The 19,808-nt window shown below is 69.2% G+C and carries 19 protein-coding genes and 1 tRNA gene; 5 read left to right on the top strand and 15 right to left on the bottom strand.

The annotated features are described in order from the left end of the window. Position 1: 1 nt before the first annotated feature. Both ACLD0U_RS00835 and ACLD0U_RS00830 read left to right on the top strand, forming a co-directional pair. Positions 2 to 1,840 carry a beta-galactosidase gene (locus ACLD0U_RS00835; protein ID WP_410339543.1) on the top strand — a complete coding sequence of 613 codons (1,839 nt, stop codon included), beginning with the start codon at positions 2 to 4 and terminating at the stop codon, positions 1,838 to 1,840. Beyond that, positions 1,837 to 3,327 carry an arylsulfatase gene (locus ACLD0U_RS00830; RefSeq protein WP_410339542.1) on the top strand — a complete coding sequence of 497 codons (1,491 nt, stop codon included), beginning with the start codon at positions 1,837 to 1,839 and terminating at the stop codon, positions 3,325 to 3,327. Before ACLD0U_RS00835 ends, ACLD0U_RS00830 begins: the two co-directional genes overlap by 4 nt. Before the next feature lie 72 nt (positions 3,328 to 3,399). On the opposite strand, the gene ACLD0U_RS00825 is transcribed toward ACLD0U_RS00830, so the two are convergent. The 3 genes from ACLD0U_RS00825 to serS form a co-directional block, all read right to left on the bottom strand. Beyond that, positions 3,400 to 3,484 (bottom strand) — tRNA-Ser (locus tag ACLD0U_RS00825). A gap of 71 nt (positions 3,485 to 3,555) precedes the next feature. Beyond that, the gene (locus tag ACLD0U_RS00820) at positions 3,556 to 4,350 is read right to left on the bottom strand and encodes an HAD family hydrolase (protein WP_410339541.1); all 795 of its coding nucleotides are present in this window, start codon (positions 4,348 to 4,350) and stop codon (positions 3,556 to 3,558) included. Then, positions 4,347 to 5,660 carry a serine--tRNA ligase gene (gene serS / locus ACLD0U_RS00815; RefSeq protein ID WP_179409173.1) on the bottom strand — a complete coding sequence of 438 codons (1,314 nt, stop codon included), beginning with the start codon at positions 5,658 to 5,660 and terminating at the stop codon, positions 4,347 to 4,349. Before serS ends, ACLD0U_RS00820 begins: the two co-directional genes overlap by 4 nt. A 52-nt stretch (positions 5,661 to 5,712) precedes the next feature. On the opposite strand from serS, the gene ACLD0U_RS00810 reads away from it, so the two are divergent. After that, positions 5,713 to 6,711: a diacylglycerol/lipid kinase family protein gene (locus ACLD0U_RS00810; RefSeq protein ID WP_224818378.1), complete on the top strand. Its 999-nt coding sequence runs from the start codon at positions 5,713 to 5,715 to the stop codon at positions 6,709 to 6,711. Between the two features lie 41 nt (positions 6,712 to 6,752). On the opposite strand, the gene ACLD0U_RS00805 is transcribed toward ACLD0U_RS00810, so the two are convergent. From ACLD0U_RS00805 to ACLD0U_RS00795, 3 genes are all read right to left on the bottom strand, one after another. After that, entirely contained in the window at positions 6,753 to 7,475 is a 723-nt protein-coding gene (locus tag ACLD0U_RS00805) for a hypothetical protein (RefSeq protein ID WP_410339540.1), read from the bottom strand. A 42-nt stretch (positions 7,476 to 7,517) separates the two neighbouring features. Further along, positions 7,518 to 8,978, bottom strand: a complete 1,461-nt coding sequence (gene cls, locus ACLD0U_RS00800) for a cardiolipin synthase (protein ID WP_410339539.1) — start codon at positions 8,976 to 8,978, stop codon at positions 7,518 to 7,520. Positions 8,979 to 9,047: 69 nt separating this feature from the next. Then, the gene (locus ACLD0U_RS00795) at positions 9,048 to 9,221 is read right to left on the bottom strand and encodes a hypothetical protein (RefSeq protein WP_179409177.1); all 174 of its coding nucleotides are present in this window, start codon (positions 9,219 to 9,221) and stop codon (positions 9,048 to 9,050) included. A 123-nt stretch (positions 9,222 to 9,344) separates the two neighbouring features. On the opposite strand from ACLD0U_RS00795, the gene ACLD0U_RS00790 reads away from it, so the two are divergent. After that, complete coding sequence (locus tag ACLD0U_RS00790; RefSeq protein WP_410339538.1) at positions 9,345 to 10,466, top strand: DUF4192 family protein; 1,122 nt, start codon at positions 9,345 to 9,347, stop codon at positions 10,464 to 10,466. Here the strand turns inward: ACLD0U_RS00790 and lysS are convergent. Beyond that, positions 10,459 to 11,979, bottom strand: coding sequence for a lysine--tRNA ligase (lysS, locus tag ACLD0U_RS00785; protein WP_179409179.1), 1,521 nt, complete (start codon positions 11,977 to 11,979; stop codon positions 10,459 to 10,461). The genes ACLD0U_RS00790 and lysS overlap by 8 nt on opposite strands. Positions 11,980 to 12,073: 94 nt before the next feature. On the opposite strand from lysS, the gene ACLD0U_RS00780 reads away from it, so the two are divergent. Continuing rightward, positions 12,074 to 13,864 carry a DUF2207 domain-containing protein gene (locus ACLD0U_RS00780; protein WP_410339537.1) on the top strand — a complete coding sequence of 597 codons (1,791 nt, stop codon included), beginning with the start codon at positions 12,074 to 12,076 and terminating at the stop codon, positions 13,862 to 13,864. A gap of 41 nt (positions 13,865 to 13,905) precedes the next feature. Here the strand turns inward: ACLD0U_RS00780 and ACLD0U_RS00775 are convergent, their stop codons facing one another. From ACLD0U_RS00775 to folE, 8 genes are all read right to left on the bottom strand, one after another. Continuing rightward, positions 13,906 to 14,607 carry a DUF2520 domain-containing protein gene (locus ACLD0U_RS00775; RefSeq protein ID WP_410339536.1) on the bottom strand — a complete coding sequence of 234 codons (702 nt, stop codon included), beginning with the start codon at positions 14,605 to 14,607 and terminating at the stop codon, positions 13,906 to 13,908. Between the two features lies 1 nt (position 14,608). Next, positions 14,609 to 16,381: a PH domain-containing protein gene (locus ACLD0U_RS00770; protein ID WP_410339535.1), complete on the bottom strand. Its 1,773-nt coding sequence runs from the start codon at positions 16,379 to 16,381 to the stop codon at positions 14,609 to 14,611. Next, positions 16,378 to 16,875, bottom strand: a complete 498-nt coding sequence (locus tag ACLD0U_RS00765) for a PH domain-containing protein (protein WP_410340255.1) — start codon at positions 16,873 to 16,875, stop codon at positions 16,378 to 16,380. Before ACLD0U_RS00765 ends, ACLD0U_RS00770 begins: the two co-directional genes overlap by 4 nt. Before the next feature lie 172 nt (positions 16,876 to 17,047). After that, on the bottom strand, positions 17,048 to 17,512 hold the full coding sequence (locus ACLD0U_RS00760; protein WP_179409183.1) for a DUF3180 family protein: 465 nt from the start codon (positions 17,510 to 17,512) through the stop codon (positions 17,048 to 17,050). Continuing rightward, complete coding sequence (gene folK, locus ACLD0U_RS00755; protein ID WP_410339534.1) at positions 17,509 to 18,045, bottom strand: 2-amino-4-hydroxy-6-hydroxymethyldihydropteridine diphosphokinase; 537 nt, start codon at positions 18,043 to 18,045, stop codon at positions 17,509 to 17,511. The genes ACLD0U_RS00760 and folK overlap by 4 nt, the downstream gene beginning before the upstream one ends. Beyond that, positions 18,045 to 18,410: a dihydroneopterin aldolase gene (folB, locus tag ACLD0U_RS00750; protein ID WP_179409185.1), complete on the bottom strand. Its 366-nt coding sequence runs from the start codon at positions 18,408 to 18,410 to the stop codon at positions 18,045 to 18,047. The genes folK and folB overlap by 1 nt, the downstream gene beginning before the upstream one ends. Beyond that, complete coding sequence (gene folP / locus ACLD0U_RS00745) at positions 18,397 to 19,206, bottom strand: dihydropteroate synthase (RefSeq protein ID WP_410339533.1); 810 nt, start codon at positions 19,204 to 19,206, stop codon at positions 18,397 to 18,399. The genes folB and folP overlap by 14 nt, the downstream gene beginning before the upstream one ends. Then, on the bottom strand, positions 19,203 to 19,808 hold the full coding sequence (folE, locus tag ACLD0U_RS00740; RefSeq protein WP_206550589.1) for a GTP cyclohydrolase I: 606 nt from the start codon (positions 19,806 to 19,808) through the stop codon (positions 19,203 to 19,205). The genes folP and folE overlap by 4 nt, the downstream gene beginning before the upstream one ends.

The raw sequence follows: 19,808 nt of genomic DNA, 5'->3' as shown, positions 1-19,808 counted from the left end.
CATGTTCACCACCTCCGGCACCCGCTTCCTGCGGGACGGCGAGCCGCACCTGATCGTGTCGGGAGCGTTCCACTACAGCCGCGTGCACCCCGATCAGTGGGCCGACCGGCTGCGCCGTCTGCGCGCGATGGGCGCGAACGCTGTCGAGACGTACGTGCCGTGGAACTTCCACGCGCCCGCTCCTGGCGTGTACGACTTCTCGGGGGCGGCCGATCTGGAGCGCTTCCTCGACACCGCTGCCGCCGAGGATCTCGACATCCTGGTGCGCCCCGGCCCGTACGCCTGCGGTGAGTGGGAGAACGGCGGCTTCCCGGGGTGGCTGCTCGCCGACCCGGGCATGCGCCTGCGCACGAGCAACCCGGCGTACCTCGCCGAGGTCGACCGCTGGTTCGACGAGGTGATCCCGCTGATCGCCGCCCGCCAGTATCCGGAGGGCGGACGCGTCATCCTCGTGCAGATCGAGAACGAGTACGGCTCGTTCGGCGACGACCTGCAGTATCTCGAGCACCTGCGCGACGGATTGCTGGCCCGGGGCATCACCGTGCCGCTGGTGACCAGCGACGGCCCCCGGATGAGCTGGTTGCTCGCCGGCACTGTCGAGGGTGCTCTGCCGACGATGAACTTCGGGTCGCGCACCGCCGAGCACCTCGAGACCTTCGCCGCGGAGTTCCCCGACACTCCTCCGATGTGCATGGAGTACTGGCACGGCTGGTTCGATCACTGGGGCGAGCAGCACCACACGCGCGCCCCTGAAGAGGCTGCCCATGAGCTGCGCACGATGCTCGCCGGCAACATGAGCACGAACTTCTACATGGCCGTCGGCGGCACCAACTACGGGCTGTGGAACGGATCGAACCACGACGGTGTGATCCAGCCGACCATCACCTCGTACGACTACGACGCACCGATCGGCGAGGACGGCTCGCTGTCGCCGAAGTTCCACGCGTTCCGCAGCATCATCGCCGAGTACCTTCCGGTGCCCGAGATGCCCGCCGATCTCGCCGTCGCACCGCCGGCGCTGACGCCGCGAGACCTCCCGCTGACGACGTCGGGCGTGCTGACGTGCGACGACCTGCAGGAGCTCTCGCTGGCCACGGCACCGCAGGTGCCAGGGCTGCGCACCGTCACCGAGCCCGTGCCCGAACCACCCACGTTCGAACAGCTCGGGTTGGAGCGCGGGATGCTGCTGCTGCGCTCCGAGGTCGCCCACTCGGGCGGCACGGTTCCGGTGCGCCTGCACGGCCTGCACGACCGCGCGCACGTGTTCATCGACGGGCGACTGGTGGGCATCGTCAATCGCGATGAGGGCACTCCCGAGACGCTTGAGATCACCGCCGAGCGGGGTGTGCTGCGTATCGACGTGCTCGTCGAGTCTCAGGGACGCATCAACTTCGGGCCGCTTCTGGGCGACCGCAAGGGGATTCTCACCGGCGTGTGGTGGGGCAACCGCTTCATCAACGGCTGGCGCGCGTACCCGCTCGCCCTGGATGTCGTCGGCGCAGCCGTCTCCGCGCTGTGCACGCAGGACCGCCCGGCGCCGCAGGCCGACGGCCTGACCTATCGACAGTATGAGCTGGCGGTAGGTGCCGACGAAGCGGGCACGGATGCCAACATCTCGACGGCGCAGCGCGGTCGTGGGTTCCTGTGGATCGACGACAGCATGCTCGGGCGGTTCTGGCACATCGGCCCGCAGCAGAGCCTGTACTGCCCCGGCCCGCTGCTGGCATCCGCCGGTTCCCACACCGTCACGGTCCTCGAAACCGACCCCTCACCGACGATCACGGACGGCGGCATGAGCCTGCTGGCGCGCCCCGACCTCGGCGAACCGGCTCAGCCATGACCGGCGGCCGGCGCCCGAACGTCGTCCTGATCGTCGCGGACCAATGGCGCGGCGACGCGCTCTCTGCGGCAGGGCACCCGGTCGTGCGCACCCCCGTGCTGGACGAGCTCGCCGCACGGGGCGTACGGTTCGACCGGGCGTACTCCGCGACCCCGACATGCGTCCCGGCCCGTGCCGCGCTGCTGACCGGGCAGTCGCAGGAGCGACACGGTCTGGTCGGCTACGTCGAGGGCGTCGACTGCACGCTCGCCCAGCCCGTCACCCTGCCCGGCGTCTTCCGCGATGCGGGCTATCAGACTCAGGCGATCGGCAAGATGCATGTCTGGCCGCAACGCGCGCGTCTGGGCTTCGACGATGTGCAGCTGCACGACGGGTTCCTCCACCACGCCCGTCGGGAGCACGGCGGTCACCTGGAGCCGATCGACGACTACGTGCACTGGCTGCGCCGACAGCCGGGGGTGAGCGCCGACGAGGAGTACTTCGACCACGGCGCCGGATGCAACTCGGTGGTGACCCGCCCCTGGGACAAGGCCGAGCACCTGCATCCGACGAACTGGGTGACCTCGACGGCGGGGCGCTTCCTCGAGCGACGCGACCCCACGCAGCCGTTCTTCCTGTACCTGTCGTATCACCGCCCGCACCCTCCCTACGACCCGCCGGCATGGGCTCTGGAGCAGTACCTGGCGGCCGAACCGCACGCCCCGGTGCGCGGCGACTGGAACGGGGTGTGGGACGCCCATCGCAACGATGGCGGGCATCAGACATCGCTGGGCGACATGCCCGACGACGTCATCCGACGGGCCCGGGCGGGCTACTACGGGGCGATGGCGCACGTCGATCTGCAGATCGGCCGGTTCCTCGAACTGCTGGCGCAGGCGGGCGAGGCCGAGAACACCGTGGTGCTGTTCACCAGCGACCACGGCGAGATGCTCGGCGACCACGACATCTACCGCAAGGCGGTTCCCTATGAGGGTTCGGCCCGCGTCCCGCTGATCGTCGCGGATGCTCCCGCGCGCGCCGGCGGCGCGGCGACCAAACGAGTCAGCTCGGCGTTGGGCGAGCTGCGCGACGTCATGCCCACCCTGCTGGAGCTCGCGGGCATCGAGGTACCCGACACCGTCGACGGAGCCTCGCTCGCCAGCATTGTGACGGGCACCGCGGATGACACCGCGCACCGCGACTGGCTCCACGGCGAGCACGTCTACTGGGGCCAGTCGCTGCAATGGGTCACCGACGGGCGCTACAAGTATGTGTGGGCATCCGGTGACGGCGTCGAGCAGCTGTTCGATCTCGTCGAGGACCCCGATGAGACGACGGATCTGTCGCACGACGAGAGCGCACGCGACGCGCTGCTCCGGTGCCGTGCGCAGTTGATCGCGGCGCTTCAGGGCCGTCCCGAGGGCTTTGTGCGCGACGGGATGCTGCAGACGGGCGTCGCCGTCTCCGCAGTGCTGCCGCATCTGCGCGAGGTGCTCGACGCGGGATGACCGCCTCGCACCGCACCGCCCGATGAACGAGTGAAGCGCCGCCCGGTGGGGCGGCGCTTCACTTGTCTTCTGCGGAGGGTGTGGGATTCGAACCCACGGGACATCTCTGCCCACTGGTTTTCAAGACCAGCTCCATCGGCCGCTCGGACAACCCTCCATCGCCCGATTCGCATCGGGCGATCAAGGGTCGAGTCTATCCGTTTCCCGGCGATGCCGATGCCAGGCGGTTCAGAGCAACGTGCGCAGGGCGACGGCCAGTCCGCCGTCCTCGACCATGCCGGTCAGCTCTCCCGCGGCGTTCTGCACCTCGTCGACGGCCTGCCCCATCGCAACGGCTCGTCCGCCTCCGGCGAGCGCCCACGAGAACATCCCCAGATCGTTGCGACCGTCACCGGCCACGAGCACGCGGTCGCGGGGCGCCTGAAGCTGTGCGCACACGCGCTCGAGCGCCGTGCCCTTGTCGACGCCCTGCGGGGCGATGTCGAGCCACGAGGTCCAGCCGATGGCGTACGAGACCTCGTTGAGGCCGGCGGCAGCGACGACGCGTTCGAAGTCGGCCTCGTCATGTTGCGGCGAGACCACGACGACGCGCGAGACCGGCTGGGTGCCGAGCTCGTCGAACCCGACCTGGCGGCCGCTGTCGGGCGACCACTCGTCGATGCGCCCGGTGTAGAGCCGCTCGCCCGACGCGAGCTCGACCATGTAGTTCGCCTCGGGCAGGTGCGAGCCGAGCAGCTCGAGAACTGTATTGGGGTCGAACACCTCGACCCGCCAGCGCTGCCACTCACCGTCGACCCGACGCATGATGACGGCACCGTTCGAGCACACCACGTATTCGCTGGTCAGTCCCAGCATCTCGTGCACGTGCCGGGTACCCGACCAGCTGCGACCGGTCGCGAGCATCACCTCGTAGCCGGCTGCACGCACCTCGGCGACGGCGTCGAGCACACCGGGGCTGGGGGTCTCGTCCTGCAGCAGAATGGTGCCGTCGATGTCGAGGCCGACCAGGCCCCGCGGCGTCACGCCTCGCCCTCGTCGGCCGGGGGCGTCCACCCGAGCGGGCGCAGCACGTCGATGCCGCCCAGGTACGGGCGCAGCACCTCGGGTACGGTCACCGAGCCGTCGGCCTGCTGGTGCGTCTCCAGCAACGCCACGATCCACCGGGTGGTGGCGAGCGTGCCGTTCAGGGTGGCGACGTTCGTCGTCTTGACCGTCTCGCCCGCGGCATCCGATGCCGGACGGTAGCGCACGTCGAGGCGACGCGCCTGGTACGTCGTGCAGTTCGAGGTCGACGTGAGCTCGCGGAACGCACCCTGGGTGGGCACCCACGCCTCGATGTCGAACTTGCGGGCCGCGCTCGAGCCGAGGTCGCCCGCGGCGACGTCGATCACGCGGTAGGCCAGCCCGAGTGCGGTGAGCATCTCTTCTTGCAGAGCGACCAGGCGATCGTGCTCGGCCTCGGCGTCACCCGGCGTCGTGTAGACGAACATCTCGAGTTTGTTGAACTGATGCACGCGGATGATGCCGCGGGTGTCCTTGCCGTGCGAGCCCGCCTCGCTGCGGTAGCAGGTCGACCAGCCGGCATAGCGCAGGGCGCCGTCGCCGAGGTCGAGGATCTCGTCCTTGTGGTAGCCGGCGAGCGGCACCTCGCTGGTGCCGACGAGGTACAGGTCGTCCTTGTCGAGGTGGTAGACCTCGTCGGCGTGCTCACCGAGGAAGCCGGTGCCCTGCATGATCTCGGGGCGCACCAGCGTGGGCACGATCATCGGCGTGAAGCCGTTCTGCAGCGCCTTGTCGAGCGCGAGGTTCATCAGCGCGATCTCGAGGCGCGCACCGATGCCCTTGAGGAAGTAGAAGCGGGCACCAGAGACCTTTGCCCCGCGCTCCATGTCGATCGCCCCGAGCAGTTCACCCAGCTCGAGGTGATCGCGGGGCTCGAAGTCGAACGCGGGCACGTCGCCGACGCGGCGCAGCTCGACGAAGTCCGCCTCGCCGCCGGCCGGGACACCGTCGATGATCACGTTCTCGATGCGGTCGAGAGCGGATGCCGCGGCCTCGGCGGCCGCACCGGCTGCCTGCTGCGCCTGCTTGACGCGATCAGCGAGCTGCTTGGCCTGAGCGACCAGCGCCGCCTTCTCGTCTTTGGGGGCCTTGGCGACGGTCTTGCCGAAGGCGTTCTGCTCGGCGCGCAGCTCTTCGAACGCGCTGAGCGCGCTACGGCGCGATCGGTCCGCCTCCAGTGCCGCATCGACCGTCTCAGGCGCGTTTCCGCGGGCGATCTGTGAACGACGGACGAGCTCGGGCTCGTCACGGAGAAGGGCGAGATCGATCATTGTGCAAGTCTAGCGAGCGCGTCCGACGGGTGTTCCGCCGTAGAGTGGCCGCATGACGGCATCCGGGAGCGAGCAGCGGCACGCGGCTCTCGTGCTCAACCCCATCAAGGTCGACGTCCTCCGCCTGCGCACCTCTCTCGAATCGCGTTCTGCGCTACACGGCTGGGAGCCGCCGCGGTTCTACGAGACGACCGTCGATGACCCCGGCACCGAAGCTGCCCGCCGCGCCCTGGCCGAGGGCGCATCGGCCGTCCTCGTCGCCGGCGGCGACGGCACGGTGCGGGCCGTCGCCGAGGCGATGGCGGGCAGCGACGTGCCGTTCGCGGTGCTGCCCGGAGGAACCGGCAACCTGTTCGCACGCAACATGTCTCTGCCGCTCACCCAGCCCGAGTCGATGATGAATGCCGTCTTCACCGGCTTCACGCATCCGGTCGACATGGGGTGGGCGATGCTCACCCGCGACGATGGCTCCGAAGACGAGCACGGCTTCGTCGTTCTCGCGGGCATGGGGCGGGACGCCGACATGATCGCCAAGACCAACCCCGACTTGAAGAAGTCGGTCGGCTGGGTGGCCTATCTCGACGGCGCCGCGCGGTCGTTGCCGGGAGCGAAGCCGTTCCGGATCGTCTTTCAGGTCGACGACGGCAAACTGCATTCGGCGAAGGTGCAGAGCATGCTGTTCGCGAACTGTGGCGCGCTGCCGGCGGGGATCGCACTGATGCCCGACGCCTCGCTGGACGACGGACAGCTCGACATCGCGGTGATCCAACCCAGTGGCCCGCTCGGCTGGCTGGGCCTGTGGCGCAAGATCTGGTGGGACAACTCGGTGCTGCGCCGCAGCCGCGCCGGCCGACTCGTACTGCAGCGTCGCGGTCGCGACGCCTCGATCCGCTATCTCACCGGAGGCACCGCCGAAGCGGCGATGGTGTCACCGACCTCGATCGAACTCGACGGCGACGAGTTCGGTGCGGCGGTGCGAATGCGCTGCCGAGTGCAGCCCGGCGCACTGAAGATCGTGCTGCCCAGCGGGCACGACACGTCGGGCTTCTGACGGGCGCGACTCTCGCGAGGGCTGGGGTCGGATGCCCATGATCAGTCCTGCACGGGCACCGTGGCGTCGAGGTTGTCACCGACGAGCGTCAGCTCGAACGGGCCGTCGTCATGCTCCATCGGCAACGTGATCGTCGTCAGGCGCGGCACGAAGTCCATCGTGCACGGGCGGTCGATGGTCTGGAAGGTCACGGTCGCTCCAGCATCCGACTGCTCGATGTCCTCGATGATCGGCCGGCAGGTCGACGATCCCCATGTCAGCAGCACGATGCCGTCGTCGGCGAACCATCCCGCCGATGGCCCGTTCTCGCTCATACCGTCTGGGGCTTCGGCGAGGCCGTCGAGGTCGGCGTCTTCGGTACCGGTGCCGTAGGCGATCGCGATCTCAACGTCCTGGGTGACATCCACGCCCTCGGGCACGGCGACGAACGTCGCGCGGGGCACGAGGTCGCTGGTGCACGGCTGGTTCTCATCGCCGTCGCTGAGCGCGACCGAGATCATCTGACCGTCCGCCGAGACGTCATCGACGATCGGAACGCAGCTGGACGATCCCCAGGTGACGACGCCGATCGCTCGTCCGCCGTCGAGCCAGGCGGCCTCGACATCGTCGCCGATGACGTCGTCATCGGGCGCCGTGGTGGCCGCACCGCCGTCGGTGCTGGTGGGAGCGGGCGACTCGGGCGTTGCGGAGCACCCCGCGACGAGCAGCGTCGCCCCGGCGAGGGCCAGAGCCGACAGGACGATTCGCATTCGAGAGGCGGTCATGCGCTCAGAGTACCCGACCGGTTGCGCGCCGCACTCAACGGGTCATTGCAGTGCGGAGGTCAGCCGGGCGAGGTTGTCGAGCACCGTCGAGCGCAACGGCTGCTGCATCCACTCGTCGAGCGTCAGCTCGCGGCTGAGCGTACGGTACTCGTCCTCGACGACGCGCATCTCATCGACGAACTCCTCGCCGCGCACGAGCATCGACACCTCCAGATTGAGGCCGAACGAGCGCATGTCCATGTTGCTCGACCCGATCACGGCGACCTGGTCGTCGATCGTGAGGCTCTTGGTGTGCAGGATGTAGGGCTTGGGGTAGAGCCAGATGCGCACACCGGCGCGCAGCAGGGCCTCATAGTAGCTGCGCTGCGCGTGATAGACCATCGCCTGGTCGCCCTGTTCCGAGACGAACAGTTCGACCTTCACCCCGCGGTCGACGGCCGCGGTGACCGCCAGCAGTAGTGCCTCATCGGGCACGAAATAGGGGCTGACGATCATGATCTTGTCGTTCGCCGCATACAGCAGTGCGAGGAACAGTCGCAGGTTGTTCTCGGCCTCGAACCCTGGGCCGGACGGCACGATCTGACAGTCGAGGTCACCGGTGCCCGGCTCGACCCGGCTGATGTGGATGCCCTCGGGCACCCGATCGGTCTCGGCGTAGTAGTCGCTCAAGAAGACGGCGTTCAGGCTCGAGACGACGGGGCCGTCGACGCGCACCATCAAGTCGATCCAGTGCAGCCCCTGGCGGATGTTCTTGGGCAGGTTGTACGACGAGTCGGTGACGTTCTGCGATCCGAGAAAACCCGACCGTCCGTCGATGACCAGGAGCTTGCGGTGATTGCGCAGGTCAGGGCGCTGAATGTGGCGGCGCAGCGGTTGTACGGGCAGCATCAGGTGCCAGTCGGCACCCATCGCCTCGAGACGCCGCAGGGTCTCTCGATAGCGTGGCTTCCAGCGGTTCGCCCAGTAGTCGAGCAGCACCCGCACGGGGATCCCGCGGGCAGCCACCTCTTCCAATGCACGGAAGAAGTTGTCGGTGGACTCGTCGCTCTGCAGGATGTAGAACTCGACGTGCACGTAGTCCTGCGCCGTGCGGATCTCGGCGGCCATCGCGTCCAGCGACTCCTGATAGTCACTGATCAGGTGCACGCCGTTGTCGCCCGACAGCGGCAGGGCACCGAGGTGCTTGTTCATCGCCACCAGCGGCGGGAACCAGTCGGGCGCATCGGGCCGCAAGGTGCCGAAGTTCAGAAAGCTCGCCGCCTCGGCGATGTACGCGTTGATGCGCTCCTGCTTACGGCGACGGGCACGGGGCAGCTTGGGGTTTCCGATCAGCAGGAACAGCAGGACGCCGATGACCGGAATGAAGAAGATCGCCAGCAGCCAGGCCATCGCCGACGTCGGCTTGCGGTTGCGGGGGACGACGATCACGGCGACGACGCGCACGGTGAGGTCGATAACGAGGTAGATGATGGTGAGCCACAACGGCCAGGCGCTAGTGTTCACCGACCCTCCCCCGTCGCTCCGCTAGCCATCAGAGTAGCGGGCGCGGAGAGAATACGAGCCAACGCCGCGTCAGCTGCGCGGCGGAAGTCCGCGCGCCGCGCGCTCCTGCGCCTCGATCTCGGCGTGGACGCGACGCTCGGTGCGGTCGAAACGGAGGATGCCACGGAGCACGATCACGAAGACGATGCTCACGCCGATGGTCGGCAGCAGCGACCAGGCGGCAGCGATCCAGAAGTTGTCCATACCCTCCATCGTACGCGTGGTCACTGATCACTTGCCCTACACAGCCAAGCGAATCCGATGCGTTGTACTCAGCCTCTGGGATTCGCGGGACCTCCACCGCCCGGCGACGCTCACACTCGCTTCATGACCACGATCATCCACGCGACACATCCCGCCGAGTTCCTCGGTCTCGTCCCGGCCCTGGCCGGCTTCACTCCACGGCAGAGCCTGGTGCTATTGCCGTTCCAGGGCTCGCGCACGCGCGGCGCGATGCGCATCGATCTGCCCGTCGACGGTGCAGACGCCGATGACTTCGCGCACGCCGCGCTGCAGGCGCTGCTGCAGGTGCAGAACGTCGACGCGACAGCCCTGGTCGCCTACACAGACTCCCCGGCCCAGTCGGTGCCCGACGGGATGCTGCTGCCGCACCTGGCCACCGTCGAGGCTGTGCTCGACATCGCCACGCAGGCCGGGCTGCGCATCGTCGAGGCGCTGTGCGTGACACCCGACGGATGGAGCGACTACCTCGCCGAGGACCCGGCGCTGCACCCGCTCGACAGCATCCCCCGCCCCGACGGCGTTCCGGGCGTCGGCGATGTCAGCGGCGACCAGACCGCCGGCGCCGATCTGCCGCCCAGCAACCTGGTCGAACGGGAGCAGGTCGGCCGCGCGCTGCGCGAACTCGACCACATCCTGGAGCAGAACCGGTTGGGTCAGGGCCAGACACTCGGCACGCAGAACCCGCTGGCGCTGATCACCGCCGAAGGCGTGCTCGATGACCTGCCCGCGTTCGCCGAAGAGCTGCTGGAGATGCCTTCCGATGACGACGCCTACGGGTGCGCGGCGCTGCTGTGGTGCCTGAACCGACCCGTGCTTCGCGACGCCGTACTGGTGCAGTGGGCCACAGATCTGGCCATGGGCGAGTACGCGCTCGATTCGCAGCTGCAGTTCGCCGCCGGCTCGGGCTCGGTCCCCGACGCCGTCGGGCAGGTCTTTCTCGGCAAAGGGCCGCGCCCCGATGCCGACCGGCTGGGCTGTGCTCTGCAGGTCGTGCGCTCGGCGGCCGCCCGTGCGCCACGCGGGGCCAAGGTCGGCGCGCTCACCGCGGCCGCCTGGCTGGCGTGGGCATTGGGCCGGTCGTCGCATGCCGGCGCATACGTCGACCAGGCCCTGGCCATCGACCCCGAACACAGCATGGCGTCGTTGATCTCGACCATGCTGTCGTCGGGGATGCTGCCCGAATGGGCCCTGAAGCCTGCTACTTGACCAGCGGGAACAGGATCGTCTCGCGGATGCCGAGGCCGGTGATGGCCATCAGCAGGCGGTCGATGCCCATTCCCATTCCGCCCGACGGCGGCATGCCGTGCTCGAGGGCGCGCAGGAACTCCTCGTCGACCGGCATCGCCTCGACGTCACCGCGCGCAGCCAGCTTGGCCTGCTCGACGAAGCGCTCGCGTTGGATGACCGGGTCGACCAGCTCGGAGTAGCCGGTGGCCAGCTCGAAGCCGCGGATGTAGAGGTCCCACTTCTCGACGACGCCGGCGATCGAGCGGTGCTCGCGCACCAGCGGCGACGTGTCGACCGGGAAGTCCATCACGAAGGTCGGACGCACCAGGTCGACCTTCACGAAGTGCTCCCACAGCTCTTCGACGAGCTTGCCGTGCGTGGGGTGCGGCGGGATGTCGACGCCGTTGGCCTCGGCGAAGGCGATGAGGTCCTCGACCGAGTCCTGCGGGGTGACGGTACGGCCCGACGCCTCGGAGAGCGAGTCGTACATCGACACGCGGTCCCATTCGCCGCCGAGGTCATACTCGGTGCCGTCGGCCCAGGTGACCGTGGTCGAACCGGCCACGGCGATCGCGGCGTTCTGCACAAGCTCCTGCGTGAGGGCTGCCATCTGGTTGTAGTCGCCGTAGGCCTGGTAGGCCTCGAGCATCGCGAACTCAGGGCTGTGGGTCGAGTCGGCACCCTCGTTGCGGAAGTTGCGGTTGATCTCGTACACCCGCTCGATGCCACCGACGACGGCGCGCTTGAGGTACAGCTCGGGCGCGATGCGCAGGAACAGCTCGGTGTCGAACGCGTTCGAGTGCGTGATGAACGGACGAGCGGACGCCCCACCGTGCTGCACCTGCAGCATGGGCGTCTCGACCTCGAGGTAGTCGTGCCCGGTGAATGTCGCCCGCAGGCTGGCGTTCACGGCCGCACGAGCGCGGACGGTGCTGCGAGCACGGTCGCGCACGATCAGGTCGAGGAAGCGGCTGCGCACACGCGTCTCCTCGTTCAGCTCGCCGTACACGTTCGGCAGCGGCAGGATCGCCTTCGACGCGATCTGCCACTGGTCGACCATGATCGACAGCTCGCCGCGACGGCTCGAGATCACCTCGCCGTGCACGAAGACGTGGTCGCCGAGGTCGACGAGTTCCTTCCATGCCGCCAGCGACTCGTCGCCGACGTTCGCCAGCGACACCATCGCCTGGATGCGTGAGCCGTCACCGGCCTGCAGCGTGGCGAAGCAGAGCTTGCCGGTGTTGCGGCTGAACACCACGCGCCCCGCGACGCCGACCATCAGACCGGTCTGCGTGTCGGGCTCGAGATCACCGTACTCGGCGCGCAGCGCCGGGATGCCGTGCGTGACGGGTACACCCACCGGGAACGCCCCGCCACCGGCATCCGCACGGTTCTCGATCAGCTTCTCGCGCTTGGCCAGCCGCACCGCCTTCTGTTCGAAGACGTCGTCTTCGAGAGCGGGTGCGGGGGTCGGCGCGGGCGCGTCAGTCATGGGTGGGGCTCCTTGATGAAAAGTCAGCCCCAAGTCTACCGACCCCGCTGTCGCACGCCGGAGTCGGATCGGCCGCGCAGGCTAGCCTCGTTGCATGCGTCGTCTCACCGCCCTGATCGCCGTCGTGCTCGGACTGCTGACCGTGGCGTTGCTGCCCTCATCCGCCGTCGCGGACGTCGACGACTTCTCGTACTCGTCGTGGGATGTGCGCTTCGACGTGTCTCTCGACGACGAGGGTCGCGCGGTCGCCCACGTCACCGAGACTCTGGTGGCGGCGTTCCCCGATTTCGATCAGAACAGGGGGATCGTGCGCGGGTATCCGCAGCGGTACGAGGGCGCGGGCGTGAGCCTCGATATCGTCTCGGTGACGGATGCCGCGGGCCAAGACGTGCCGTACGAGACCGAGATCGATTCCGACAACGAAGTGCTGTACGTGCTCACCGGAACGGATGACTACGTCCGCGGCGAGCAGACCTACGTCATCGAGTACACGATGCGCGACGTCATGGTCACCGGTGAGGAATCCGGCAACGACGAGTTCCACTGGGACATGCTGGCCCTCACGAGCACCCAGGCCGTGAACCGCTTCCACGCCGAGATCGCCTTCTCGGCCGACCTCGCAGCACAGCTCACCGGCGATACGGCCTGCTACGAGGGCTTCGAGCACGACAGGGCACGCTGCACGCTCTCGGGCCCTGTCGCGCAGGACGGCGCCCAGGTGTTCTCGGTGTCATCGGGCGCCCGTGCCGCCGGCGACGGCGTGACAATCGCGATCGGCTTCGCCCCTGGCACGGTGACCCAGCCCGCTTCGCGCCAACCGAGCCCGCTCGCCGACTACGGCACCGCCGCTGTCGGGGGCCTCTCAGCTCTGGCAGCCGCGGGCGCGTGGGTGTCGGTGGCCCGGCTCGCACGACGGCGGCGCACAGCGACGGGAATCATCATCGCCCAGTTCGATGTTCCCGCGGACCTGCCGCCGCTCACGGCCGCCGCGCTGCTGCCGGGATCACAGAACCCCGTTCCGGCACAGCTGGTGCACCTCGCAGTGCACGGCGCCATCCGCCTCGAGGGCGAAGCGGACGATGACCGCCCCGCGGTGCGACTGATCGACCGCGACCTGGCTCCGACGGCGCTGGATCGGGCGGCAATCGACGCGGTGTTCGAGGGCGAGCACGCACCGGGAGCGTTGCGCTTCATCCCGCGCAAGAGCACCGAGTTCGCCAAGCGCATGACGAAACTCACGAAGAAGGGCACCGCCCAGGCGGCCGCGCGCGACTTGACGACGAAGGAACGCAGCCGCGCCGCCGTCGTGTTCGGGTGGATCTCGGTGGGGCTGTTCGCCGCGGCGCTCGGCCTGTTCATCTGGTCGACGACGCTCGACCGCGAACTGCTGATCCTGGGAATTCTCGCGATGATCGTCACGTCGGCGATCGCGTTGGTCTCCGCTTTCGTGGCGTTCTCGAAGCACACGGTGCTCACCCCGGCAGGAGCCGAGATGTACGAGTACCTGCTCGGCGTGAAGGAGTTCATCCGCGTCGCCGAGACCGATCGGCTGCGTATGCTGCAGTCGTATCGGGGCGCAGAGCGTCGCAGCGACGGCAGCGTCGACGTCGTGCACCTGTACGAGAAGCTGTTGCCGTACGCGATGCTGCTCGGCGAGGAGAAGACCTGGGGCAAGGTGCTCGACACCGCGTACGAGAACGATGACCGCAGCCCGGGTTGGATCGGCCTCTCGACAGGGGTGTCGATCAACTCGCGACTGTCGGACTACTCGTCTTCGGTTCACTCGGCGTCGACCTACACGCCTTCGTCGAGCTCGGCAGGTGGCTCGACGGGAGGCGGGTACTCGGGCAGCGGCGGTGGCGGCGGGTTCTCGGGCGGGCGCTGACGCACCGTTTCAGAGAAGAAGTCGTGCTCGGGCTCGCGTCGTCAGGGCTCGGGCGGCGTGCCCAGCGGGTCGGACTCATCGCGCAGCGCGCGCTCGACCGCCGACGACACCAGCGCCGACAGGTAACCCCCGGGATTGTCTACGCCGATACTGCGCAGCAGGCCCGTCGCCTGCTGCACGATCGAGCGCGAGAACTCGGATGCTGTCGCGATCGCTTCGGCGTAGGCGGCGCGGTCGTGTTCGGCGATGATCACCGGCTCGCACCCCATCTCGACGGCGAGCGCCTGCGCGATCGGCAGAACGGCAGCGGGGGCTGTGACACCCGCGAAGGATGCCTGCAGCTGACGCAGGTCGACCGATGTGCCGTTGAACGTGATGGCGGGGTGCACGGCCAGCGGGATCGCGCCGCGCTCGGCAGCGGGGCCGAGCACATCGGTGCCGTAGGCGGGGTCGGTGTGCAGCACGAGCTGACCGACCTGCCAACCTCCGACGTCGGCGATGCCCTGCACGAGCCCCGGTAGCTCGGCGTGCGGCACGGCGATCACGACGAGCTCGCTGCGGCGCACGATCTCGACCGCGTCGAGCACCGGGACGCCGGGCAGCACCGCGGCGGCACGGTCGTCATCCGATCCGCTGGTGATGCCGGTGATCGCGTGACCGACCCCCGCGAGCGCGGCCCCGATGACGGGCCCGACACGGCCCGCGCCGATGATGCCTACGCCGAGGCGTCCCGGTGCCGCCATCTCAGTTCTGCTCCGGTGCCGGCGACGTCACCGGCGGGTAGGGCGCGACCGGCGGTGGCGGTGTGACCGGCTGCTGCGGTGCGCTCCCCGCCGTATTCTGCTCGCCCCAGCGGTGACTGTGGTCGCTGGTGACAGCATCCACCGCCGCGCGGGCGACCTCGTCGATCAGTGCCTGCGCGTCGTCGCGTTCCAAGGCCGACAGCGTCGCCGAGACGGGGCCGGTCACCGTGTGGGCCTGCATCGAGGCCACGTTCTGCGCGCGCGAGATCGGTCCCTGTGCCACTGAGATGCCCTGCATGCGGGCGAGGGGGAAGATCGCCAGCTGGCGCCACATCCAGCCCTTGCGCAGCAGCAGCGCGCCGGGAACGACGGCCCAGCCGTGACGCTTCCAGCTGAACGGGTGCCGCCAGGCGGCACGTCGCGGAACGGTGCGGAACGCATCGTCGGATGCTGCGCCGATGACCCCGTGCTCCCACAGGTGCGCGAGTTGCTCAGCAGTGATGTCGGGGAAGATCAGTTCGAGCACCCGCTCGACATCGGCGCGCTTGCCGACCGGCAGCACGACGTTGAACTGTTGGGCGCTGCTCGTCTGCGCCTGCGACGCCGACTTGCCGGTCATGCGGTTGATGCGCACGGTCCACCAGCCGAACGGACGCCACAGCAGTGACTGCGACACCGAGACGGCGAAGATGCGCCCCGGGGGCAGGGTCTCGGTGATCGTCGTGAGCAGACCGAACGTCAGGCGGATGCCATTGCTGGTCGGCGCGATCGAATAGCGCAGCGAGCGCGAGATCTGCGCCCAGGTGATACCGACCACGGCGATGACCAGCGGGATACCCATGCCGAGGGCGATGCCGACCATCGCGATGACGATCTCGACTCCGGTCTCACCATCGGCGGTCATGCCGAAGTAGGCCGCGGCGAGTGTGACGACGAAGATCCCGCCGAAGAAGAGCACCCACAGTGCGGCCGAGATCAGTTGGGATCCGACCAGTCGTCCGGTGGGGATCTTCACGACGCTCTCGGGTGCGACATCGGCCAGGTCGACGCCCTCGATCATGCCGGCGACGCCGGCGTTCATCGAGCCCACGAGCTGTTCGCGCACGCCGCCGTGACCCGCTGACGCGGGCGCCGCGGGGCCTCCGGCGGCCGCCAGGCGTGCCGAGCGGGCGCCGGAGGCGAGACGCAGAATGTCAGCCCGCACGGATTCGGCCTTGGCCGTCGCGAGGTATTCCAGGTCGACGTTCGAGTCGGCCCCGGCGCCGACAACCTCGACCTTGGCGAGTCCGATCAGGCGCGCGGGGAACGGGCGGGTGAGGTTGACACCCTGCACGCGGTCGAGCGGCGCGCGGCGCTGCGAACGGAACAGCATGCCTTTGCGCACCTCGACGTGCGAGCCGGTGATGCGGAACTGGTGAAAGCGCCACACCACCCAGAAGCCGATGATGAAGGCGACCACAACACCGACGACGATGAGCAGGGCGAGCAGCACGAGGTTGTTCGCCAGCACCCAGTCGACGGGGTCGCCCGGGTAGTCGGTGTAGTCCACTTCGTCGGGCGCGAACCGCTGCACGAAGAAGTTGATGATGCGGTCGCGCATGTTCGAGATCACGATGCCGGCGACGACGATCAGCACCAGCCCGCCCTTGAACAGGGGCGTCAGCGGATGCATGCGGTGCCAGGCACCGTCGGCGAGGCTGGAGTCGCCGCCCTCGGGCAGCACGGTGGCAGGTGCCGGCGATGCCTCGGGGCCGGGAGCGGAGGGAGTGCTCACAGGCCGGTCCGCCTCGTCTCGGCGACCTCGATCAGCGTGTCGCGCAGCGTCTCGGCAGCGGTCTGGGTGAGTCCGGGGATCTGCACGCCGGTGGTGGCTGCGGCCGTCACCATCTTCAGCTGCGAGACGCCGAAGGCGCGGTCGAGCGGGCCGTGTGTGATGTCGACCAGCTGCAGGCGGCCGTAGGGCACGGCGACCATACGCTGCCAGATGATGCCCCGACGGAAGACGATGTCATCGGCGCGCAGCATGTAGCCAACGGCCTTGGCCTGACGCGGCAGGATGACCATGGTGATCAGCGTGATGAGAATCACGATGCCGGCGGGGATCCACGCCCAGGTCTGATGGAACACGAGCACCAGCACGAGCGCGGCGGCTGCGATGCCCACCACGAGCAGCGCGTTCTGCAGCAGCTGCGAGACGACGTAGCGCGGCGAGATCTGGTGCCAGGTGCCGTCCAGCGCGAGCGCCGACGCACTGCGCGGCGTGCGCAGCTCGGAGTAGGTGCCGTCGTCGAGACCGGCCGGCGCGGCAGGCGCGGCGGGGACGACAGGGGGTGCAGGTGCGGCGGGGGCGGGTGCCGGTGCCGAGACCTCTGGTGCCGCGGGCGCGGGCGGAACCGTGGGCGCAGCCGGCGGAACCGGTGGTGCGCCGAACGGGTTCGGGTCACTCGGCGTGGGCGTCTGGCTCTCGGTCATCAGGGTCCTTCGGCAGCGTGCAGAACTGTTCCGCGACGAGCGCGACCCCGACCAGCACCAGCGCGCCGACGACGAGGGCGATCATCGCCACCACCGACCCTACCGGCGCGGGGATCGGTCGGGTGAGCAGGAACGTCAGCAGGCCGGTACCGAATCCGGCCAGAAGTGCGCCGAGCAGGCTCGACGCCCGCGCCAGCGTGGCCGCGCGCACGGCACGGAACGGATCGATACGCGTGCCCCCGCGGGTGCTGCGGCGCACGGGCCAGGCCAGGGCCAGCACGGCTGCGGCGATCAGCACGAGCAGCACCGGCAGGAACGGCGAGGGCGTGAACGTGGCACGGCCGGTGATCGTCAGCAGGTGGTCGAAGCCGAACCCGGCGCCCGCGCCGAGCAGGGCGAGCACCGCCAGGACTGCGGCGGACGTGCGCTTCACTGGCCGCCGTCCTTGAGGCGCCTGACCAGTTCGTCGACCCGACCGGCCCCGGGCAGCACGGCCTCGGGGTCGAGGCTGAGCCAGGGTTCGAGCACGAAGAGCCGCTCGGCGGCACGCGGATGCGGCACCATCAGGTGCGCGGCGGTGCTGATGAAGTCGCCGTAGGCGATCAGATCGAGGTCAAGGGTGCGATCGCCCCAGCGCTGCCTGCGCACGCGACCCTGTTCCTCTTCAACGGCGTGCAGCATGCCCAGCAGCACGGATGGCGCGAGCCTCGTCGTCATCAGCGCCGCAGCGTTCAAGTACGGGGGCGCGTCGGGGTCGGGGCCGTCGGGGCGGATGGCGACGGTCTCGATCGGCTCCGACATGCGCAACGCGTCGACCAGGGGCAGGCGCCGCAGACGCTCGGCGGCGCTGCGCAGCATCTCGCCGCGATCACCCTCGTTCGAGCCGAGGGCGATGACCGCGACCTCGGGCTCCCTGCCCGGGCGCGGATCGGGCATCCCCTCCAGGTGGGTGAGGCGACGATCCATCAGGCCCTCCCCCGACGCACGGTCACCGAGACGTCGGTGAACGTCTGGGCGATCGGGGCATGCGGCTTGTGCACAGTGACGGTGACATGCTCGACGCGCGCGTCTTCGAGCGCGGCGTCGGCGATGCGCTGCGCGAGCGTCTCGATGAGGTTCACGGGTTCGCCGGCGACGATCGCGGCGACCCGATCGGCGAGTTCGCCGTAGTGCACGGTGTCGGTGACGTCGTCGGATGCCGCGGCGCCGGCCAACGGCACCCGCAGGGTCAGATCGATCGTGAAGTCCTGACCATCGCGCCGTTCGTGCTCGAACACCCCGTGCCGACCGAACACGGTCAGTCCGGTGAGCGTGATCTCATCGGCGGTCATGCGTGTCTCCCTCCCAGGCGCGGGCGACGGCGAGCGCATCGCGGGTCGCGGCGACGTCGTGTACGCGCACGGCCCAGGCCCCGGCGCGGGCAGCCAGTGCGCTGGTCACCGCGGTCGCGAGGTCTCGGCGCTGCTCATCGGCGTCCGCGCCGAGCACCTCACCGAGGAATCGCTTGCGCGAGGTGCCGATCAGCACCCGGTGTCCGAGTGCGGCGATCTCGTCGAGATCGCGCAGCAGCTCCCAGTTCTGCGGGCCCGACTTCGCGAAGCCGACGCCCGGATCGACGATCACTCGGGATGGCGCGATGCCCGCCGCTGCGGCGGCGGTGACGCGCTCGTGCAGTTCGGATGCCACCTCTCGGGCCACCCGGCTGTACTGGGCCCGTGCGTACATGTCGGCCGACGGCCCGCGCCAGTGACCGAGGGCGACGTCGGCATCGAGGTCGGCGATGGCCGACAGCATCCGATCGTCGGCGAGGCCGCCGGAGACGTCGTTGACGATGCGCGCGCCCGCGCGCACGGCGGCGACGGCGGTGTCGGCGTTGAGCGTGTCGATCGAGGTCGGCACGCCGGCGTCGGTGAGCGCCTCGATGACCGGCAGCACGCGCGCCTGCTCGACGGCGACCGGCACGCGTTCGGCGCCGGGCCTGGTCGATTCGCCGCCGACGTCGATCACTGCCGCGCCCTGCTCGCGCAGACGGAGAGCATGGGTGACGGCGGCGTCGAGGTCGACGTAGCGTCCGCCGTCGCTGAACGAGTCGGGGGTGGTGTTGAGGATGCCCCAGATGATGGTCACGACGACACCCCGTGGGCGCCGCCCGACCCGATCAGGGCGATCAGCTCGGCCCGGGCGATCGGCTCGGTGTAGGCGCCGCGTGCGGCGATCGTGACGGTGGATGCCACGGGCTGGCGTCCCCCGCGCATGGTCACGCACCCGTGTGAGGCGTCGAGCACGACGAGCACGCCACGGGTGTCGAGGTGCTCGTCGATGGCATCCGCGATCTGCTCACCCAGGCGCTCCTGCACCTGCGGACGGGTCGCGAGGGTCTCGACGACCTTGACCAGCGCGCCCAGGCCGACGACCTGTTCACCGGGCAGGTAGGCGAGGTGCGCCACACCCGCGAACGGCAGCAGGTGGTGCTCGCACACCGAGCGGAAGCGGATGTCGCGCAGCAGCACGGCACCCGACGGCAGCGTGTCGGGCGCCGGGCCCCGCGAGATGCTGATGGTGCGTTCGAGATGCGCGGCGGGGTCTTCACTGACGCCGGCGAAGAACTCGGCGTACAGCTCGGCCATGCGTCCGGGGGTCTGCTTGAGTCCTGGCCGGTCGGGGTCCTCACCGATCGCTTCGAGCAGTTCGCGGGTGAGTCGCTCGATGCGGGGCTTGTCGACGGTCAC

This window comes from Microbacterium sp. 2216-1, from assembly GCF_046507855.1.
Taxonomy (GTDB): domain Bacteria; phylum Actinomycetota; class Actinomycetes; order Actinomycetales; family Microbacteriaceae; genus Microbacterium; species Microbacterium esteraromaticum_C.
Note: the sequence above shows the minus strand (reverse complement) of the source record. Positions and strands in the feature narration are given on the sequence as shown.